This is a genomic window from Ruegeria sp. AL12, from assembly GCF_056540885.1.
The window spans coordinates 83,165-100,956 of the sequence record NZ_JBQFXN010000008.1; the positions used below are offsets into that span (position 1 = coordinate 83,165).

The window sequence follows — 17,792 nt, forward strand, 5'->3', positions numbered from 1 at the left end:
AGAATGCAAGAAAATCTGCCATCCCAACATTTGAAACCGCCCCTTCAATCAATGCTTGTTATTCTCTGCACCCGTTTCACCCCAATTCAGGTACTGCGTCAATCCTCACAACTTGCCCCCGCGCGCAAAACCCGCTAGGGGCCAATCGTTCTACGCATAAGGGGAAGTCAGATGTCCGCGCCCAAGAAAGTTGTTCTGGCCTATTCCGGTGGCCTTGATACCTCGATCATTCTGAAATGGTTGCAGACCGAATATGGTTGTGAGGTCGTCACCTTCACCGCCGACCTGGGTCAGGGTGAAGAGCTGGAGCCCGCTCGCAAAAAGGCCGAGCTGCTGGGGATCAAGCCCGAGAACATCTATATCGAGGATATCCGCGAAGAATTCGTGCGCGACTTCGTCTTCCCGATGTTCCGCGCCAATGCGCAGTACGAGGGTCTGTACCTTTTGGGCACATCCATCGCGCGCCCCCTGATTTCGAAACGTCTGGTCGAAATCGCCGAAGCCACCGGCGCTGACGCCGTGGCCCATGGTGCGACCGGCAAGGGCAACGATCAGGTGCGGTTCGAACTGGCGGCCTATGCGCTGAACCCCGACATCAAAGTGATTGCACCCTGGCGTGAATGGGATCTGACCAGCCGCACCAAGCTGCTGGAATTCGCCGAACAGAACCAGATCCCGATTGCCAAGGACAAGCGCGGCGAGGCGCCGTTTTCGGTCGATGCCAACCTGCTGCACACCTCGTCCGAGGGCAAGGTTCTGGAAGACCCCGCCGATATGGCGCCCGACTATGTCTATCAGCGCACCGTCCATCCCGAGGACGCGCCCGATCAGCCTGAATTCATCGAGATCGGCTTTGAAAAAGGCGACGCGGTCAGCATCAATGGCGAGGCGATGAGCCCCGCGACCATCCTGACCAAGCTGAACGAATATGGCGGCAAGCACGGCATCGGCCGTCTGGACCTTGTTGAAGGTCGCTTTGTCGGTATGAAGTCGCGCGGCATCTACGAAACTCCCGGCGGCACCATCCTGCTTGAGGCGCATCGTGGCATCGAATCCATCACCATGGACCGCGGCGCGATGCATCTGAAGGACCAGTTGATGCCGCAATATGCGGAACTGATCTACAACGGCTTCTGGTACTCGCCTGAACGTGAAATGCTGCAAGCCGCCATCGACAAGAGCCAGGAACACGTCACCGGCACCGTCCGCGTGAAGCTGTACAAGGGTCTGGCCTCGACCGTGGGCCGCTGGTCGGATCACTCGCTGTATTCCGAGGCGCATGTGACCTTCGAAGAAGACGCGGGTGCCTATGATCAGAAAGACGCCGCGGGCTTCATCCAACTGAACGCGTTGCGGCTGAAACTGCTGGCCGCGCGCGACAAGCGGTTGTCCAAGTGACCGAAGATGACGGTCTGAACGACGAACTGGAAATGTTCATCGAAGCGCAGGACACGGTCTGGGCCGATGTCCTGCGCGAACTGGAACAGGGGCAGAAGACCAGCCACTGGATGTGGTTCGTGTTTCCGCAACTGGCCGAGCTGGGCCAGTCCCATATGGCGCAGCTTTACGGCATCGAAGATCTGGATGAAGCCACGCGCTATCTGAACCACCCGGTACTGCGCCACCGTCTGACGCAAGCGGCCTCGTTGATGTTGCTGCATCAGGGGCGCGATGCCAGCGACATTCTGGGTGGGGTTGACGCGAAAAAACTTCGCTCTTCAATGACATTGTTTTCCTCGGTGGCAGATGCTCCGGTCGAGTTTCAGGCAATTCTTGACGCTTTCTACGATGGCGAGCCCTGCGCGCGAACCGTTCAGAGCCTTGGCGCTTCGTGATCGGAAGTTCCAGTCGGGTCAGCCTTGCCTGTTCGATACCTGACGTTTTACGCATTCGGAAACTGCGAAAGGAACCCGGATGCTTCAGCATATCGCCGACGAAATTCAAAAAGGCCTGAACGGCAAAACCTTTGACGGCTCGTTGAAGTTCGATTGTGGCGAGGACGGCGTGATTGTTCTGGCCGACAGTCAGGCATCGACACAGGACCAGGAAACGGATTGCACGATCCGCATCTCGCAGGACAACCTGACCAAGCTTCTGACCGGAAAACTGAACCCGATGACAGGTGTCGCTTTGGGCAAGCTCAAAATCTCGGGCAATATGGGCGTTGCGATGAAACTGGGGCAGCTTCTGGGTTAATCCGAAGGCAGGTTGATCGCGGAATTCCACCTCGCTAGAGCGCCCTGTCCCACCGACAAGACGGCCTGCGCAAGGTTTCTCTCCGAAATCCGCCGCCGATAAACTTGCCTCACCAGCCCGTGACATCAGATGTCAGGCAATTGAATGTCCTTCGGGTTCGGGTCACCTTGGTGCCGAAAGGAGACCCGACATGTCGCGAACCGCTTTTCTGGATGCCTTCAAACCGGCCATTCTGTTCACCCTGATCACGCTGGCTGCGATGTTACGCGCTCTGCCCGCCCCCGCGGCAGGGACCGAAACGCTGACAGTTGCGGGAGGCTGTTTCTGGTGTGTCGAGTCCGATTTTGAATCGGTGCCGGGCGTTGTTGCGGCCGTGTCGGGCTATACCGGCGGCAAATCCGCCAACCCCACCTATGATCAGGTCTCCAAAGGTGGAACCGGCCATTATGAAGCGGTTCAGATCACTTTCGATCCGGCCCGGGTGTCACGTGAAACGCTTCTGAACATGTTCTTCCGCTCGGTTGACCCCACGGATGCCGGTGGTCAGTTCTGCGACCGGGGCGACAGCTATCGAACCGCAATTTTCGTCTCTAACCCAGGCGAAAAGGCGTTGGCGGAACAGGCGAAGAAAGACGCAGAGCGGGCATTGGGCCAAAAGGTGGTCACCCCGATCCTGAACGCGGGCACGTTTTACCCTGCCGAGGCCTATCATCAGGATTACTACAAAGGGAACAAGCTGATCTTTACCCGCTTTGGGCCCAAACGTCAGCAAAACGCCTATAAAGCATATCGCAAAGCCTGTGGCCGTGACGCGCGTGTCAAACAGCTTTGGGGTTCAGATGCGCCTTTTGCCGGTTCTTAATCGAAGGTCGCGTCGCGCACTTCTCTCAGATCGGGAATGACATCCGCGGTCCCGTGCCGCGTGACCATCAAGGCAGCGGCGCGGTTCGCTTGCAGAATGGCCTGTTCCATCGGCATTCCGCGATCCATTCCAGCCAGCACGTAACCGGTAAAAGTATCACCTGCCCCGGTGGTATCCACGGCCTGCACCTTGTGAGCCGAAAATTCTACCGGGTCATTGCCCTGCTGCAAATACCTGGCACCTTTTGAGCCCAGCGTGACAATGACATGCCGCACGAGCAGATCAGCCGCACCCATCCCGGTTTCCTGCCGCAATTGTTCGGCCTCGATCTCGTTCAGGATCAGGAAATCCAGATAGGGCAAAACCGCCTGAACCGCCTGTGCCTGAAACGGTGCGGCGGCGTAACATACGGTCAATCCAAGTTTACGCCCCAACTGCGCGGCTTCGACCTGTGCGTTGGTTTCATTCTGCAAGATCAGCAGATCACCGGTGCTTGCCGATGACAGCGCCTGCCCCAGATGGCTGATATCCAAGGCGTGGTTGGCCCCCGGATAGAGGATGATCAGGTTCTCACCCTCGGCGTCCACCGCAATGATCGCATGCCCCGTCGGCAGATTCACCTCAGAGATATAGCGTGTGTCCACGCCATATTCCGTCAGTCGATCCTTCGCCCAGCGCCCATCATGCCCGACGGCGCCGATATGGCTGACGCGAGATCCGGCCCTCGCAGCCGCCACCGACATATTGGCACCTTTTCCGCCAAGGAACCGGTCCAGCCCGTGGGCGGCCAGAGTTTCCCCTGGCGCAGGCAGATGCGGCAAGTCATAGACCATATCCGCGTTGATCGAGCCGAGGTTCCATATTGTCATGGTTTATCCGATGTCGCACGAGGCCAGAATGGCCATGTTCAGAATATCGTTCGCGGTTGAGACGGTCGAGCAAATCTGAATCGGCTTGTCGACGCCCGACAGGATCGGCCCGATAACGGTGGCACCTCCCATTTCCTGCATCAGCTTGGTCGAAATCGACGCTGAGTGCCGCGCAGGAACGATCAGGATGTTCGCAGGCCCAGTCAGGCGGGAAAACGGATAAGCCGCCTGCTGATCCACGTTCAGGGCAACATCCACTGTCATTTCGCCCTCATACTCGAAATCGACGCCGCGCTGGTCCAGAACCGCCGGCGCTCGGTGCATCTTCTCGGCACGTTCCGAAACCGGGTATCCAAATGTCGAGAAGCTGACAAAAGCAACCCGGGGCTCCAGACCCATATGTCGGGCCACTGCAGCGGAACGTTCGGCAATGTTAGCCAAATCGTTTTCGTCCGGCCATTCATGCACCAGTGTATCACCGATCAGAACGATCCGGCCTTTATGCAGAAGTGCCGTCACACCGGCAGCACCATGGGCGGCATCGGCATCGAACACATGATTGATACGATCAATTACGTGTGCCGATTTTCGTGTTGCACCTGTGACCAACCCGTCTCCGTGGCCATGGGCCAGCATCAGGGATGAGAACACATGGCGGTCCCGCGCTGCCAGTCGGTGAATATCCTTGCGGTCAAAGCCTTTACGCTGCAAACGCTCATAGAGGAAATTCGAATAGGTCTCGAGATGCGCGGTGTTGGCAGCGTTCACAACCTCGATTTCCCGCACAGCATCGCCAAGACCGGTGGCTTCCAGTTTGTCTTTAACATCATCCGCCCGACCGACCACGAGCGCCTTACCAAAGCCTGAACGTTGGTACATGACGGCGGCACGCAGCACGCGGGGATCATCGCCCTCGGCAAAAATCATGCGGCTTTGCGCCTGTCGCGCCCGGGCATTCAGCCCGCGTAGGATGCTTGCGGTCGGGTCCATCCGGGACTTCAGGCTCAGCTCATATGCGTCCATGTCGATGATCGGACGGCGGGCCGCGCCGGTATCCATTCCCGCCTTGGCAACAGCGGGCGGGATACGGTGGATCAGGCGCGGATCAAACGGCGTGGGAATGATGTAGTCGCGCCCGAAGGTCAGCGATTTGCCATAAGCCATCGCGACCTCATCCGGCACGTCTTCGCGCGCGAGATTGGCCAGCGCATGGGCACAGGCGATCTTCATCTCGTCATTGATGGCGCGGGCGTGAATGTCCAGCGCGCCGCGGAACAAATAGGGAAAGCCCAGAACGTTGTTGACCTGGTTTGGATAATCGCTGCGCCCGGTCGCCACGATGGCGTCCACACGGACCTCGTGCGCCTCTTCCGGGGTGATTTCCGGATCGGGATTGGCCATGGCGAAGATCACCGGATTGTCGGCCATGCTTGCGACCATCTCCTGCGTGACCGCGCCCTTGACCGACACGCCCAGAAACACGTCCGCGCCCTTCATGGCCTCTTCCAGAGTCCGCAGATCCGTGGTGATCGCATGTGCCGATTTCCACTGGTTCATGCCCTCGGTACGGCCCTGATAGATCACGCCCTTTGTGTCGCAGACGATGCAGTTTTCATGGCGGGCGCCCATCGCCTTGAGCAATTCGATACAGGCGATCCCCGCCGCCCCGGCCCCGTTCAGAACGATCTTCACATCCTCGATCTTCTTGCCCGAGATATGCAGTGCGTTGATCAACCCGGCCGCGCAGATCACGGCCGTGCCGTGCTGGTCGTCGTGAAAGACGGGGATGTCCATCTCTTCCTTCAGGCGCTGTTCGATGATGAAACATTCAGGCGCCTTGATGTCTTCCAGATTGATGCCGCCGAAGGTCGGCCCCATCAGTCGCACCGCGCGGCAGAATTCATCCGGATCTTCGGTGTCCAGCTCGATATCGATCGAGTTCACGTCGGCGAACCGCTTGAACAGAACGGATTTCCCCTCCATCACCGGTTTCGAGCCCAGCGCGCCAAGGTTGCCAAGACCCAGAACCGCCGTCCCGTTCGAGATCACAGCAACCAGATTGCCCTTGTTGGTATAGTCATACGCGGTTTCCGGCGCCTCGGCGATGGCTTCACATGGGACGGCCACACCCGGGCTGTAGGCCAATGACAGATCCCGCTGCGTGGTCATCGGGACGGTGGCCTGCACCTCCCACTTGCCGGGGGTCGGGTCGAGGTGAAAGGCCAGCGCCTCTTCTTTGGTGATCTTCGCTTTGGGCATCGGATATGTCGTTTCTTTACATCTGTTGGGCTTTTGCCTCATAGCGCAGGCAAAGGCGCGTCTCAACGACAATACGTTTTCACCTTTCGTCGCAGGGGCCGGGTTTGTAAGGTCGCGCCGGAATACGCCAGAGGGGAGCAGCCTTGTCCAACGTCACGCCGATGATGGCGCAATATCTGGAAATCAAAGAAGCCCACGCGGATGCCCTGCTGTTCTACCGCATGGGCGATTTCTACGAGATGTTCTTTGAAGACGCCGTGAACGCCGCCGAGGCGCTGGACATCGCCCTGACCAAACGCGGCAAACACAATGGCGAAGATATTCCGATGTGCGGAGTGCCGGTGCATTCGGCCGAAGGCTATCTGCTGACACTGATCCGCAAGGGCTTTCGCGTCGCCGTCTGCGAACAGATGGAAAGCCCGGCCGAGGCCAAGAAAAGAGGCTCTAAATCGGTGGTAAAGCGCGATGTGGTGCGCCTTGTCACCCCCGGCACCCTGACCGAGGACGCCCTGCTGGAGGCGCGCCGCCACAACTTTCTGGCCGCCTATGCCGAGGTGCGCGACGAGGCCGCGCTGGCCTGGGCGGACATATCGACCGGGGCGTTTCATGTGATGCCGCTGACCTCGGTCCGGCTGAGCCCCGAGCTGGCCCGGCTGGCCCCGTCGGAACTGATCGTGGCAGACAGCGTGCAGGAAAAACTGAATGAGCCGGTCCGCGATTTGGGTATTTCTCTCACCCCTGTCGGACGGGCGAGTTTTGACAGCACGGCGGCTGAAAAACGCATCTGCGGGTTGTTTCACGTGGGCGCGCTGGACGCGTTCGGAAGCTTTGGACGCGCCGAAGTGTCCGCGATGGGCGCGCTGATCGATTATCTGGAGATCACGCAGAAGGGCAAATTGCCCCTGTTGCAAACGCCGCTGAAAGAATCCGAAGATCGCGTCGTGCAGATCGACGCGGCCACCCGCCGCAACCTGGAACTGACACGGTCTTTGTCCGGCGGGCGGGCCGGATCGCTGCTGTCGGTGGTGGACCGAACCGTAACCCCGGGCGGTGCGCGCCTGCTGGAACAACGCCTGTCCAGCCCCTCGCGCAACCTGGATGTGATCCATGCGCGGCTGGACGCGGTCGATTTTGCCGCCCGGGACAGCCTGATCACCGCCGATCTGCGCGAGGCGCTGCGCAAGACGCCCGATCTGGACCGCGCCCTGTCGCGCCTGTCGCTGGACCGAGGCGGCCCGCGCGACTTTGCCGCCATCCGCAACGGGCTGGCGCAGGCGCAGGCAATTGCCGAGATCTGTGCCGGTCAGGACCTGCCGGTGCTTCTGGCGACCGCGGCGCAGAACCTCGTGGGCTTCGACGAACTGCTCGACCTGCTGGATCAGGCGCTGGTCGCCGACCCGCCGCTGCTGGCGCGCGATGGCGGCTTCATCGCGCCGGGCTTTGACGCCGAACTGGACGAGGCCCGCACCCTGCGTGACGAAGGCCGCTCGGTCATTGCCGGGTTTCAGCAGAAATATGCGGAACATACCGGCATCGCCTCGCTGAAAATCAAGCACAACAACGTGCTGGGCTATTTCATCGAAACCACGGCCACCCATGCCGAAAAGATGCTGAACCCGCCCTTCAGCGAGACCTATATCCACCGCCAGACCACCGCCAACCAGGTGCGGTTCACCACAGTTGAACTCAGCGAGATCGAAACCCGCATCCTGAACGCCGGCAATTTGGCATTGGAGATCGAAAAGCGGCTCTATCAAAGGCTTTCTGATGAGATTCTGGCGCAAGCCGCCCGCATCAATCAGGCTGCGCGCGGGCTGGCCGAGCTGGACCTGACCACCGCGCTGGCCGATCTGGCGCGGGGAGAGAACTGGTGCCGCCCACAGGTGGACGGCTCGCGCGCCTTTGATATCGTCGCGGGCCGCCACCCGGTGGTGGAGCACGCGCTGCGCCAGCAGTCCGGTGATGCCTTCATCGCCAATGACTGCGACCTCAGCGCCGAGGACGGCGCCGCCATCTGGCTGCTGACCGGCCCGAACATGGCCGGTAAATCGACCTTCCTGCGCCAGAATGCGCTGATCTCCCTGTTGGCCCAGATGGGCAGCTACGTCCCGGCCGAGCAGGCTCATATCGGCGTGGTCAGCCAGCTTTTCAGCCGCGTGGGCGCCTCTGACGATCTGGCGCGGGGCCGGTCGACATTCATGGTCGAGATGGTCGAAACCGCGGCCATCCTCAACCAGGCCGATGACCGGGCGCTGGTGATCCTCGATGAAATCGGGCGCGGCACCGCCACCTATGACGGCCTGTCCATCGCCTGGGCCACGCTGGAACATCTGCACGGCGCCAACCGCAGCCGTGCGCTGTTCGCCACCCATTACCACGAGCTGACCGCGCTGGCCGGCAAGCTGGAGGGCGTCGAAAACGCCACTGTCGCGGTCAAGGAATGGGACGGCGAGGTGATATTCCTGCACGAGGTCCACAAGGGCGCCGCCGACCGCTCCTATGGCGTGCAGGTCGCGCAATTGGCCGGGCTGCCCGCATCCGTGGTCGAACGCGCCCGCGTGGTTCTGGACCAGTTGGAGAAAACGGAACGCGAAGGCGGCAAGCAGAAGGTGCTGATCGACGATCTGCCGCTGTTTTCCGCCGCGCCGCCCCCGCAGCCGGTCCCGAAGGCGTCGCCCGTAACCGATATGCTGGACCAGATCCTGCCGGACGACCTGACCCCGCGCGAAGCCCTCGATCTGATCTACAAACTGAAAGAGGCGGCCAAATCCTGACCGCCCCTTCATCTTTTCCCAAATACTCTCGCCGAAGGCACGCGCCCTTGGGCGCGTATCAGCTTGCCGGGGTTGACGACACGCCCACCTGCGCCGGGCGCAGCAGACGATCGTGCAACATAAACCCTTCGGCGGATACCTGAATGATATCTCCTGCCTTGGTTCCGGGAACAGGTGCCTCGAACATGGCCTCATGCACGTTCGGATCAAACCGGTCGCCCACTTCGGGTGTGATCACTTCGATTCCATGCTTCTGGAACACGTCCTTCAATGCGCGCATGGTCAATTCGACGCCTTCCAGCAAACCAGCAGCCACTTCTTTTTGCTCATCCGTCGCAGCTTCAAGGGCGCGCTTCATGTTGTCATAGACGGGCAGCATATCGCGGGCCAGCTTGGACCCGCCATACTGTTCCGCATCGCGGCGCGCCTTGTCGCTGCGCTTGCGCATGTTTTCGGCATCCGCCAGCGCGCGCATGAACTTGTCTTTATAGTCATCCCGTTCGGCCCGCAGCGCGTCCAGTTCCAGTTCTTCTTCGCTGATATCCATCAGCTCTTCGGCCAGCTCTTCGGCCTCGGCGGTTGCGATATCATCCAGAAAATCTTCGTTCTTCGGCTCTGCCATCTTTTACCCTCTAGCTCCGGTCGGATATCAGTTTGCCGACCAGTTGCGCCGTATAATCCACGATCGGTACGATCCGCCCATAATTCAGACGTGTGGGTCCGATAACCCCCACCGCACCGATTATCTTTCGATCAGCGTTCATATAAGGAGACACCACCAAAGAGGAACCCGAAAGTGAGAAAAGTTTGTTCTCAGACCCGATAAAAATGCGCACACCCTCGCCTTCTTCGGTCAATTCAAGGAATTCGGCGATGTCTCGCTTGCGCTCAAGGTCATCGAACAGGGTGCGGATACGGTCAAGTTCCTCGGCCTGACCGGGTTCGTTCAACAGATTCGCGCGCCCGCGCACGATCAAACGGGCCGAGTCGCTTCCGTCTCCGTCCCAGACGGCCATTCCGCTTTCGACCATCTCACGGGCCAGAGTGTCGATTTCCTGCTTGCGCGCATCGATCTGCGTCTGCATTTGCCGCCGCACTTCGCTGAGTGTCCGCCCCTCGATAAGTGCGTTCAGGAAATTCGCGGCCTCGCGCATGGAACTGGGCGTTTGCCCGGGTGGCGGCGTGAACAGCCGGTTTTCCACATGTCCGTCCGAGAAAACCAAAACCACCAAAGCCCGATCATGGCCCAGAGAAACAAATTCGATATGTTTGATTTCCGATTCATGCTTGGGCGTCAGAACCAGCGAGGCTCCTTGTGTAACGTTCGACAAGGCAGAGCCGACACGGTCCAGCATTCCACCAACATCACCTGTGTTAGAGCCTAATGTCTGCTCCAGTTTCTGCCGGTCATCGGCACCCAGGTCACCGACCTCAAGCAATCCGTCCACAAACATTCGCAGGCCTTGCTGCGTCGGGATTCGGCCGGCGCTGACATGGGGGCTATCCAGAAGGCCCAGAAACTCCAGATCCTGCATCACATTGCGGACGGTTGCAGCGCTGACTTTTTCTGACAACGTACGCGTCAAAGTACGGCTGCCGACGGGCTCTCCGCTTTCCAGATAGCTCTCGACTATCAGCCGGAACACTTCTCGTGACCGGTCGTTCATCTCGTCCAGAATCTTGCTCGCTTCGCTCATCCGTCTTCCCCTGCTCGTTCGTCATTAAATAGCAGGCAAATGAAAGGTCAATCGGGGTTGCATCGTAACGCTGCGGGGCGTTATCCCCAACCCAGCAAACAAAGGAATTCCGATGCGACCCTCTGGAAGAGATTTAAGTGAAATGCGCGCCGTTTCAATCGAGACGGGAGTCACGAAACATGCCGAAGGTTCCTGCCTGATCAAAATGGGCGACACGCATGTTCTGTGCACCGCCACGATCGAAGATCGCGTGCCGCCGTTTATCAAGGGCTCGGGCCTGGGATGGGTCACAGCCGAATACGGCATGCTGCCCCGTGCCACCAATACGCGGATGCGGCGCGAGGCGGCCGCGGGCAAACAAGGGGGCCGCACGGTCGAAATCCAGCGCCTGATCGGCCGCGCCCTGCGCGCCGGCGTTGATCGGGTTGCTCTGGGCGAGCGTCAGATCACCGTGGACTGTGATGTGATCCAGGCCGATGGCGGCACCCGCTGCGCCTCGATCACCGGCGGCTGGGTCGCGCTGCGGCTGGCGGTGAACAAGCTGATGAAGGCAGGCGACGTGATCTCGGACCCGTTGGTTGATCCGGTTGCCGCCGTGTCTTGCGGTATCTACGCCGGTCAGCCGGTGCTGGACCTTGATTACCCCGAAGACAGCGAAGCGGGCGTAGATGGAAACTTCATCATGACCGGATCCGGCAAACTGATCGAAGTGCAGATGAGCGCCGAAGGCTCGGTTTTCAGCCGCGCCCAAATGGATCAACTGATGGATCTGGCGGAAAAAGGCGTGTCCGAACTTGCGGCCGCGCAAAAGGCCGCCACCGCATGACCCGCAAGTTCGACGGCGACAGGTTGCTGGTCGCCACCCACAACAAAGGCAAGCTTGAGGAGATGGCCCATCTGCTCGAGCCCTTTGGCGTGACGGTCGTGGGCGCGGCCGAGATGGACCTGCCCGAGCCGGAAGAGACCGAGGACACATTTGTCGGCAATGCCCGGATCAAGGCCCACGCCGCCGCACAGGCCACCAGACTGCCCGCCCTGTCGGACGATTCCGGGATCACCATCGATGCGCTGGACGGCGCGCCGGGCGTGTACACCGCCGACTGGGCCGAAACCGGAAATGGCCGCGATTTCCTGATGGCCATGACCCGCGCCCATGATGAGCTTGAAGCAAAAAACGCGCCGCACCCCCGCACGGCCCAATTCCGCTGCACATTGGTTCTGGCCTGGCCCGACGGGCACGACGAAGTGTTCGAAGGCATCGCGCCCGGTCATCTGGTCTGGCCGATCCGCGGCAAGGACGGGTTCGGCTATGACCCGATGTTTGTCCCCGACGGCTACGACATTACCTTTGCCGAGATGGATCGCTGGGAAAAGAACAAGATCAGCCATCGCGGTCGCGCGGTGGAAATGTTCGTGAAAGGCTGCTTTGGCGGATGATTGGCGCAACGGGGGCTTTGGCCTGTACGTGCATTGGCCCTTTTGCGAGGCCAAATGCCCCTATTGCGACTTCAACAGCCATGTTTCCAAGAATATTGATCAAAAACAATGGCTTGACGCCTATCTATCCGAACTTCACCGATCTGCCGCCGAAACGCCAGATCGGGTTCTGAACACGATCTTCTTTGGCGGCGGCACCCCGTCGCTGATGGCGCCTGAAACCGTGGCCGCCGTGATCGACACCGCCCGCGCCCTGTGGCGGCCCGCCAATGACATGGAAATCACGCTCGAGGCCAATCCCGGTTCGGTCGAGGCCGGGCGGTTCGCCGCCTATCGCGATGCGGGCGTGAACCGGGTTTCGATGGGCATTCAGGCGATGAATGACGAAGACCTGAGGCGGCTGGGCCGCATCCACACCGTGGCAGAGGCCCGCGCCGCCTTTGACATCGCCCGCAACTGTTTCAACCGGGTCAGCTTTGACCTGATCTATGCGCGCCAACACCAGACGCTGGACGCCTGGCAAGAGGAGCTGACCCAAGCGCTATCGATGGCCATCGACCACCTGTCGCTCTATCAATTGACGATCGAAGACGGGACGGCCTTTGGGGATCGATACGCCGTCGGTAAGTTACGTGGCCTGCCCGAAGATGACAGTACCGCCGACATGTATCTGGCCACGCAGGAAATCTGCGAAGCACATGGCTTGCCGGCCTATGAAGTTTCGAACCATGCCCGACCGGGCGCAGAATCGCAGCACAACCTGATTTACTGGCGATACGGCGATTATGTGGGCATCGGCCCCGGTGCCCATGGGAGGATTACCCTGAATGGTCAGAAATACGCGACCGAAACCTATCTGAACCCCCAGCGTTGGCTTGATGCCGCCAATCAGGGCAATGGTGAAAAGAACCGCAGCGCGTTGCCCGTTGAAGATCAGGCAAATGAATACCTTATGATGGGTATGAGGATTGCTGAGGGACTAGATATGGACAGATGGCAAGCCTTGTCTGGCCGCTCTCTTCCCTCTGAAGCCATAGATCATCTGACCGACATCAACATGGTTCGGCGCAGCAACGGGCGCCTCATCGCCACATCAGATGGGCGCGCCGTATTGAACGCAGTCATCCGGGAGCTGTTGGACTGAGCATGCAGTATCTTTGGGCCGGACTGGGATTGCTTTGTGTTGCCATGGCAGCTGTTGGGGTTGTCCTGCCCCTACTTCCTACGGTGCCTTTTCTTCTGCTTGCGGCGTTTTTCTTCGCCCGTTCATCCTCGCGGCTGCACAATTGGCTTGTGACCCATAACCTTTTTGGGCCACTGATTCTTGATTGGCAAAGCTCCGGCGCCATTCGCCCAGCCGCAAAAAAGGCGGCAACCGTCTCGATCGCCGCCGTTTTCGGACTCTCTGTTTTGTTGTCCGCTCCGCTTTTCGTGTTGATCATTCAGGCGGTTGTGCTGGGCGGTGTCATGATCTTTATCTGGTCACGGCCTAACGGCTGAGCTTGGCGCACAAGTCGTCCAGCTGATCCAGGTTTTCGTAGGTCAGAACAACTTGTCCCGTTTCCGTTCCGGCCTTGTGATTGATTGACACTTTCATCGCCAGGATCGCGGACAGGTCTTTTTCCAAGGCACGTGTGTCTGCATCCTTTCCGGCATCCAGATTTCTGGAGCGGGGTGTAGAACGCTCGGCACTGCCTTGTAGCTGCTTTTTGACCAACGCCTCGGTTGCGCGCACCGACAAGCCATCTTTGACGATCTGTTTCGCAAGTTCCGACGGATTTTCCGCCGTAATCAGTGTCCTGGCGTGCCCGGCGGATAATTTACCTTCAATAACAAGGGTTTGCACATCCAACGGCAAGGACAGAAGCCGCAAAAGATTTGCGATGTGGCTGCGGCTTTTGCCCAGGGCCTCGGCAAGCTTTTCCTGCGTGTGACCAAACCGGTCCATCAACTGCTTGTAGCCGGCGGCCTCTTCCACCGCGTTCAGATCCGCGCGTTGGATGTTTTCGATAATCGCAACTTCCAACACTTCCGTATCATCGAAATCGCGTACAATCACCGGGATATCATGCAGCTGCGCCATCTGCGCCGCGCGCCAACGGCGTTCCCCCGCGACGATTTCGTATTCATCGGGCCCCGTCGCGCGAACGATCAACGGCTGAATGATACCTTTTTCCTTGACCGACGCTGCCAGCTCGTCCAACTGCTCGGGCATGAATGTCCGGCGCGGCTGGTTGGGGTTGGCTTTCAGCTTTTCAATCGGGACTTTCAGATCCGGTCTGCGTGCATCCGTTGAAATCCGGCCTTCTGATTCAGGATTCACATCCGCCATAAGGGCAGACAACCCCCGCCCCAAACCTCTGGACTTTGCTTTCTTGGCGCTCATGTCGCCCTCCTCGTTCCCGCTCAGGCAGCGGTCTTATTGTTCTTGTGCAAGATCTCACGAGCAAGATGCCGGTAGGCCATGGCCCCAAGCGATCCCGAGTCATATTGCAAAACAGGCAGCGCATATGACGGCGCTTCGCTGACCCGCACATTTCTGGGTATCTTCGTTTTAAAGACCATCTCACCCAGATTGTCACGCGCGTCCTTTTCAACCTGACGGGACAAGTTGTTGCGGTTGTCATACATGGTCAACACAATACCTTCGATTCTCAGATCTGGGTTCGCCGTTTGGCGGACCTCTCGAATCGTCAGCATCAGTTGTGAAAGCCCTTCAAGGGCAAAGAACTCGCTCTGCAACGGCACAAGCACCGAATGCGACGCAACCATTGCATTCACGGTCAGCAAGTTCAAGGACGGCGGGCAGTCGATAAGCACAAAATCCAGTTCAAACGCATCTATGGCTGGCTGCCTCAAAGCATCATGCAAAAGATAGCTGCGTTTTTCGTTGGAGATCAGTTCAATATCGGCGGAACTCAGATCAACGGTCGCCGGAACAACGAAAAGACCTTCGATTTCAGTCTCCTGAACGACGGCTTCCAATGGCGCGTCGTCTAGGATCAGATCATAAGTTGTCCAGTCTCGATCTTCGACACCCAAACCCGTCGAAGCGTTCCCCTGCGGGTCTAGGTCAACCACCAGGACCCGACACCCGGATTCGGCCAATCCTGCTGCAAGGTTGATTGCTGTGGTTGTTTTTCCGACCCCGCCCTTCTGATTGGCAACAGCAATTATCCGAGGCCCTGAAGGTCGAGATAAATCAACCACGTGATACTCCATTTATCTTAAGGATAACGGCTTGAGGTTCAGTTAAACTTGTAATCGCCTCAGCCTTGAAATTCCATTCCTCACGTGCGTCTTCCAGCTCTTTTTTCCAATTTGCGCCTTTGGGCAACAACGCTGTCCCGTTGGTGTGTAAATGCCTGTCACAAAAGGACAACAGGGTGCGCAAGTCAGCCAGCGCTCGGGCGGAAACTATGTTTGCAGCCAAAGGATCAACCGATTCAATCCTTTTTGAAGTCACCGTGCATTTTATGCCGCATTCCCGCGCAACGCTGCGCAAGAAAGCTGATTTCCGCTGGTCGCTCTCGATCATATTGAATGCGGCGCCTGGATTTTCTTCCGCGGCGATGATGGCGCAGACCATACCAGGGAATCCGCCTCCGCTTCCCAGGTCTGCCCAGGTGTCAAACCTGTCAGCGCACCGATAGACTTGCACGGAATCAAGAATATGCCGGTCCCAGATATGCTCCAAACTGTTCTTAGACACGAGGTTGATCTTGGGATTCCAGCGCTTCACCAGATCAACATAGGTCACGAGGCGATCGAATGTTTCACGTGAAACATTCAGGTCTTCAAACTTCGAAAAATCAACCTTCATGCGTGGCGAGCTCTTTGATCCCGGCGTAGTTTTGCCAGAACAAGCGTCAGTGCTGCTGGCGTGACGCCCTCGACACGGCTTGCCTGTGCGATATTTGCGGGCTTCGCTTGCGACAGCTTCTGTTTCATCTCCGACGACAGGCCGTCCAAGGAAAAATAATCGAACTCATGCGGGATAACGTAGGATTCATCCCGCTTCATTGCTTCGACGTCCCGCTTTTGCCTGGCAATGTAGTTGGCATACAAGGCGTCCCGCTCGATCTGGAGCCTGATTTTTGGGTCGACGTCCTGCAAATCAGGAACGAGAGGCAACAAATCTTCAAACGAGGTATCAGGGAATGCCAGAATTGCCATCCCATCCCTCCGGTTTCCGTCCTGATTAACGTTTATACCGGCAGCGAGAACTTCCTTGGGCGTATAAGTCCGTTTCGTCAGCTTTGACTTCACACTCTCAAGGTGGTGCATTTTATCTTCGAACTGTACCTTGCGCTCTTCTCCGACGCACCCCAATTCCAAACCAATTGGTGTCAGCCGTTGATCAGCATTGTCGGCGCGCAGAGATAGCCGGAACTCCGCGCGTGACGTGAACATGCGGTAAGGTTCAGCAACTCCTCGAGTTGTCAAATCGTCGATCATTACGCCTATGTAACTGTCGGATCGTGTAAAATGGATGGGCTCCCGCCCTTGGGTCTCCAACGCCGCGTTGAGGCCCGCCACCATGCCCTGAGCCGCGGCTTCCTCATATCCTGTGGTCCCATTTATCTGGCCCGCTAGATATAGTCCGGAAACATCCGGCAAGGATAAAGAAGCGCTCAGGACACGCGGATCAACATAGTCGTATTCAATCGCATATCCCGGTTGCAGAATCTCTGCATTTTCCAAGCCTTTGATTGACCGCACATAGTCCAGCTGAACATCCTGGGGCAGAGATGTCGATATGCCGTTCGGATAGATTGTGTGGTCGTTGACCCCTTCGGGTTCAAGGAAGATTTGATGCGATTCCTTGTCGGCGAAGCGTACGATCTTATCTTCGATCGAAGGGCAATAACGCGGGCCTACGCCATCGATGTGACCGCCATACATGGCAGATTTCGAAAGATTTGCCGCAATGATCTCATGTGTTCGCGCATTTGTATGCGTAATTCCGCAAGAAATCTGGGGCGCGACAACGGATTTCGACATGAAAGAAAACAGGGCTGGTTCATCGTCGCCGTCCTGCCTTTCAAGATCGGACCAATCAATGCTTCGCCCATCCAGACGCGGCGGTGTGCCGGTTTTCAATCGCCCCATGGGAAGATCGTATCCATCCAACCGCTCAGCCAGTTTGATGGAAGGCCGATCCCCCATTCTCCCGCCTGGGCGAGACACGTCACCGATATGGATGACGCCCCTTAGAAACGTACCGGACGTCAGAATAACGGCGCGGGCGGTAAGCTCTGATCCATCAGAAAGAACAACACCTGCAACTTTTTCGCCGTTCATCAGAAAATCGACAACCTCGCCGACAACGACAGACAGGTTATCCTGTTTCTCTGTTACCTGTTGCATGGCAAGACGGTAAAGGGCGCGATCCGCCTGCGCTCTCGGCCCCTGAACGGCTGGCCCTTTACGACGGTTCAATAGCCGAAACTGAATGCCGGCCTGATCCGCCACGCGACCCATGACGCCATCCAAGGCGTCAATCTCTCGCACAAGATGGCCTTTCCCCAAACCGCCAATCGCTGGATTGCAGGACATGACGCCAATGTCCGTTGCAGACAGCGTTACAAGCGCAGTTGTTGCGCCCATTCTGGCTGATGCATGGGCGGCCTCGGTTCCGGCGTGACCCGCGCCGATGACGATGACATCAAACTTCGAATGTTTCACGTGAAACACT

General features: G+C 58.4%; 17 protein-coding genes. 9 read left to right on the forward strand and 8 right to left on the reverse strand.

Annotated features, from left to right (window positions below):
• The first annotated feature begins 171 nt into the window (after positions 1 to 171).
• The 4 genes from ACR0C6_RS17325 to msrA all read left to right on the forward strand — a co-directional run bounded on the left by ACR0C6_RS17325 (position 172) and on the right by msrA (position 3,058).
• Positions 172 to 1,398, forward strand: a complete 1,227-nt coding sequence (locus ACR0C6_RS17325) for an argininosuccinate synthase (RefSeq protein ID WP_152459598.1) — start codon at positions 172 to 174, stop codon at positions 1,396 to 1,398.
• A 32-nt stretch (positions 1,399 to 1,430) separates the two neighbouring features.
• Positions 1,431 to 1,835, forward strand: a complete 405-nt coding sequence (locus ACR0C6_RS17330) for a DUF1810 domain-containing protein (RefSeq protein ID WP_480446713.1) — start codon at positions 1,431 to 1,433, stop codon at positions 1,833 to 1,835.
• A gap of 79 nt (positions 1,836 to 1,914) precedes the next feature.
• The gene (locus tag ACR0C6_RS17335; RefSeq protein WP_152459599.1) at positions 1,915 to 2,196 is read left to right on the forward strand and encodes an SCP2 sterol-binding domain-containing protein; all 282 of its coding nucleotides are present in this window, start codon (positions 1,915 to 1,917) and stop codon (positions 2,194 to 2,196) included.
• 190 nt (positions 2,197 to 2,386) lie between these two features.
• On the forward strand, positions 2,387 to 3,058 hold the full coding sequence (gene msrA, locus ACR0C6_RS17340) for a peptide-methionine (S)-S-oxide reductase MsrA (protein ID WP_480620420.1): 672 nt from the start codon (positions 2,387 to 2,389) through the stop codon (positions 3,056 to 3,058).
• Here the strand turns inward: msrA and ACR0C6_RS17345 are convergent.
• Both ACR0C6_RS17345 and ACR0C6_RS17350 read right to left on the reverse strand, forming a co-directional pair.
• On the reverse strand, positions 3,055 to 3,927 hold the full coding sequence (locus ACR0C6_RS17345; protein WP_480620422.1) for a ribokinase: 873 nt from the start codon (positions 3,925 to 3,927) through the stop codon (positions 3,055 to 3,057). The genes msrA and ACR0C6_RS17345 overlap by 4 nt on opposite strands.
• 3 nt (positions 3,928 to 3,930) lie before the next feature.
• Positions 3,931 to 6,186, reverse strand: coding sequence for an NADP-dependent malic enzyme (locus ACR0C6_RS17350; RefSeq protein ID WP_171230141.1), 2,256 nt, complete (start codon positions 6,184 to 6,186; stop codon positions 3,931 to 3,933).
• Positions 6,187 to 6,347: 161 nt separating this feature from the next.
• On the opposite strand from ACR0C6_RS17350, the gene mutS reads away from it, so the two are divergent.
• Complete coding sequence (gene mutS, locus ACR0C6_RS17355) at positions 6,348 to 8,960, forward strand: DNA mismatch repair protein MutS (protein WP_480620462.1); 2,613 nt, start codon at positions 6,348 to 6,350, stop codon at positions 8,958 to 8,960.
• Positions 8,961 to 9,018: 58 nt separating this feature from the next.
• Here the strand turns inward: mutS and ACR0C6_RS17360 are convergent, their stop codons facing one another.
• Both ACR0C6_RS17360 and hrcA read right to left on the reverse strand, forming a co-directional pair.
• Positions 9,019 to 9,582, reverse strand: a complete 564-nt coding sequence (locus ACR0C6_RS17360) for a nucleotide exchange factor GrpE (protein ID WP_171116719.1) — start codon at positions 9,580 to 9,582, stop codon at positions 9,019 to 9,021.
• Between the two features lie 10 nt (positions 9,583 to 9,592).
• Entirely contained in the window at positions 9,593 to 10,657 is a 1,065-nt protein-coding gene (gene hrcA, locus ACR0C6_RS17365; RefSeq protein WP_152459604.1) for a heat-inducible transcriptional repressor HrcA, read from the reverse strand.
• A gap of 112 nt (positions 10,658 to 10,769) precedes the next feature.
• Here hrcA and rph point away from each other — a divergent pair, with 112 nt between their 5' ends.
• From rph to ACR0C6_RS17385, 4 genes are read left to right on the forward strand one after another with little or no spacing between them, the layout of a single operon-like run.
• The gene (rph, locus tag ACR0C6_RS17370) at positions 10,770 to 11,483 is read left to right on the forward strand and encodes a ribonuclease PH (protein WP_425079459.1); all 714 of its coding nucleotides are present in this window, start codon (positions 10,770 to 10,772) and stop codon (positions 11,481 to 11,483) included.
• On the forward strand, positions 11,480 to 12,094 hold the full coding sequence (gene rdgB / locus ACR0C6_RS17375; RefSeq protein ID WP_480446509.1) for an RdgB/HAM1 family non-canonical purine NTP pyrophosphatase: 615 nt from the start codon (positions 11,480 to 11,482) through the stop codon (positions 12,092 to 12,094). Before rph ends, rdgB begins: the two co-directional genes overlap by 4 nt.
• On the forward strand, positions 12,084 to 13,238 hold the full coding sequence (hemW, locus tag ACR0C6_RS17380; RefSeq protein ID WP_480620424.1) for a radical SAM family heme chaperone HemW: 1,155 nt from the start codon (positions 12,084 to 12,086) through the stop codon (positions 13,236 to 13,238). Before rdgB ends, hemW begins: the two co-directional genes overlap by 11 nt.
• A gap of 2 nt (positions 13,239 to 13,240) precedes the next feature.
• Positions 13,241 to 13,594 carry a YbaN family protein gene (locus tag ACR0C6_RS17385; protein ID WP_152459608.1) on the forward strand — a complete coding sequence of 118 codons (354 nt, stop codon included), beginning with the start codon at positions 13,241 to 13,243 and terminating at the stop codon, positions 13,592 to 13,594.
• On the opposite strand, the gene ACR0C6_RS17390 is transcribed toward ACR0C6_RS17385, so the two are convergent.
• The 4 genes from ACR0C6_RS17390 to mnmG are packed head-to-tail and all read right to left on the reverse strand — an operon-like array spanning position 13,584 to position 17,782.
• A complete protein-coding gene (locus tag ACR0C6_RS17390; protein WP_480446507.1) occupies positions 13,584 to 14,480 on the reverse strand; it encodes a ParB/RepB/Spo0J family partition protein in 897 nt (298 codons plus the stop codon). The genes ACR0C6_RS17385 and ACR0C6_RS17390 overlap by 11 nt on opposite strands.
• A 20-nt stretch (positions 14,481 to 14,500) precedes the next feature.
• On the reverse strand, positions 14,501 to 15,304 hold the full coding sequence (locus ACR0C6_RS17395; protein WP_152459610.1) for a ParA family protein: 804 nt from the start codon (positions 15,302 to 15,304) through the stop codon (positions 14,501 to 14,503).
• Positions 15,297 to 15,917, reverse strand: coding sequence for a 16S rRNA (guanine(527)-N(7))-methyltransferase RsmG (gene rsmG / locus ACR0C6_RS17400; protein WP_480446505.1), 621 nt, complete (start codon positions 15,915 to 15,917; stop codon positions 15,297 to 15,299). The genes ACR0C6_RS17395 and rsmG overlap by 8 nt, the downstream gene beginning before the upstream one ends.
• A complete protein-coding gene (gene mnmG / locus ACR0C6_RS17405; protein ID WP_480620426.1) occupies positions 15,914 to 17,782 on the reverse strand; it encodes a tRNA uridine-5-carboxymethylaminomethyl(34) synthesis enzyme MnmG in 1,869 nt (622 codons plus the stop codon). The genes rsmG and mnmG overlap by 4 nt, the downstream gene beginning before the upstream one ends.
• Between the last annotated feature and the right edge of the window lie 10 nt (positions 17,783 to 17,792).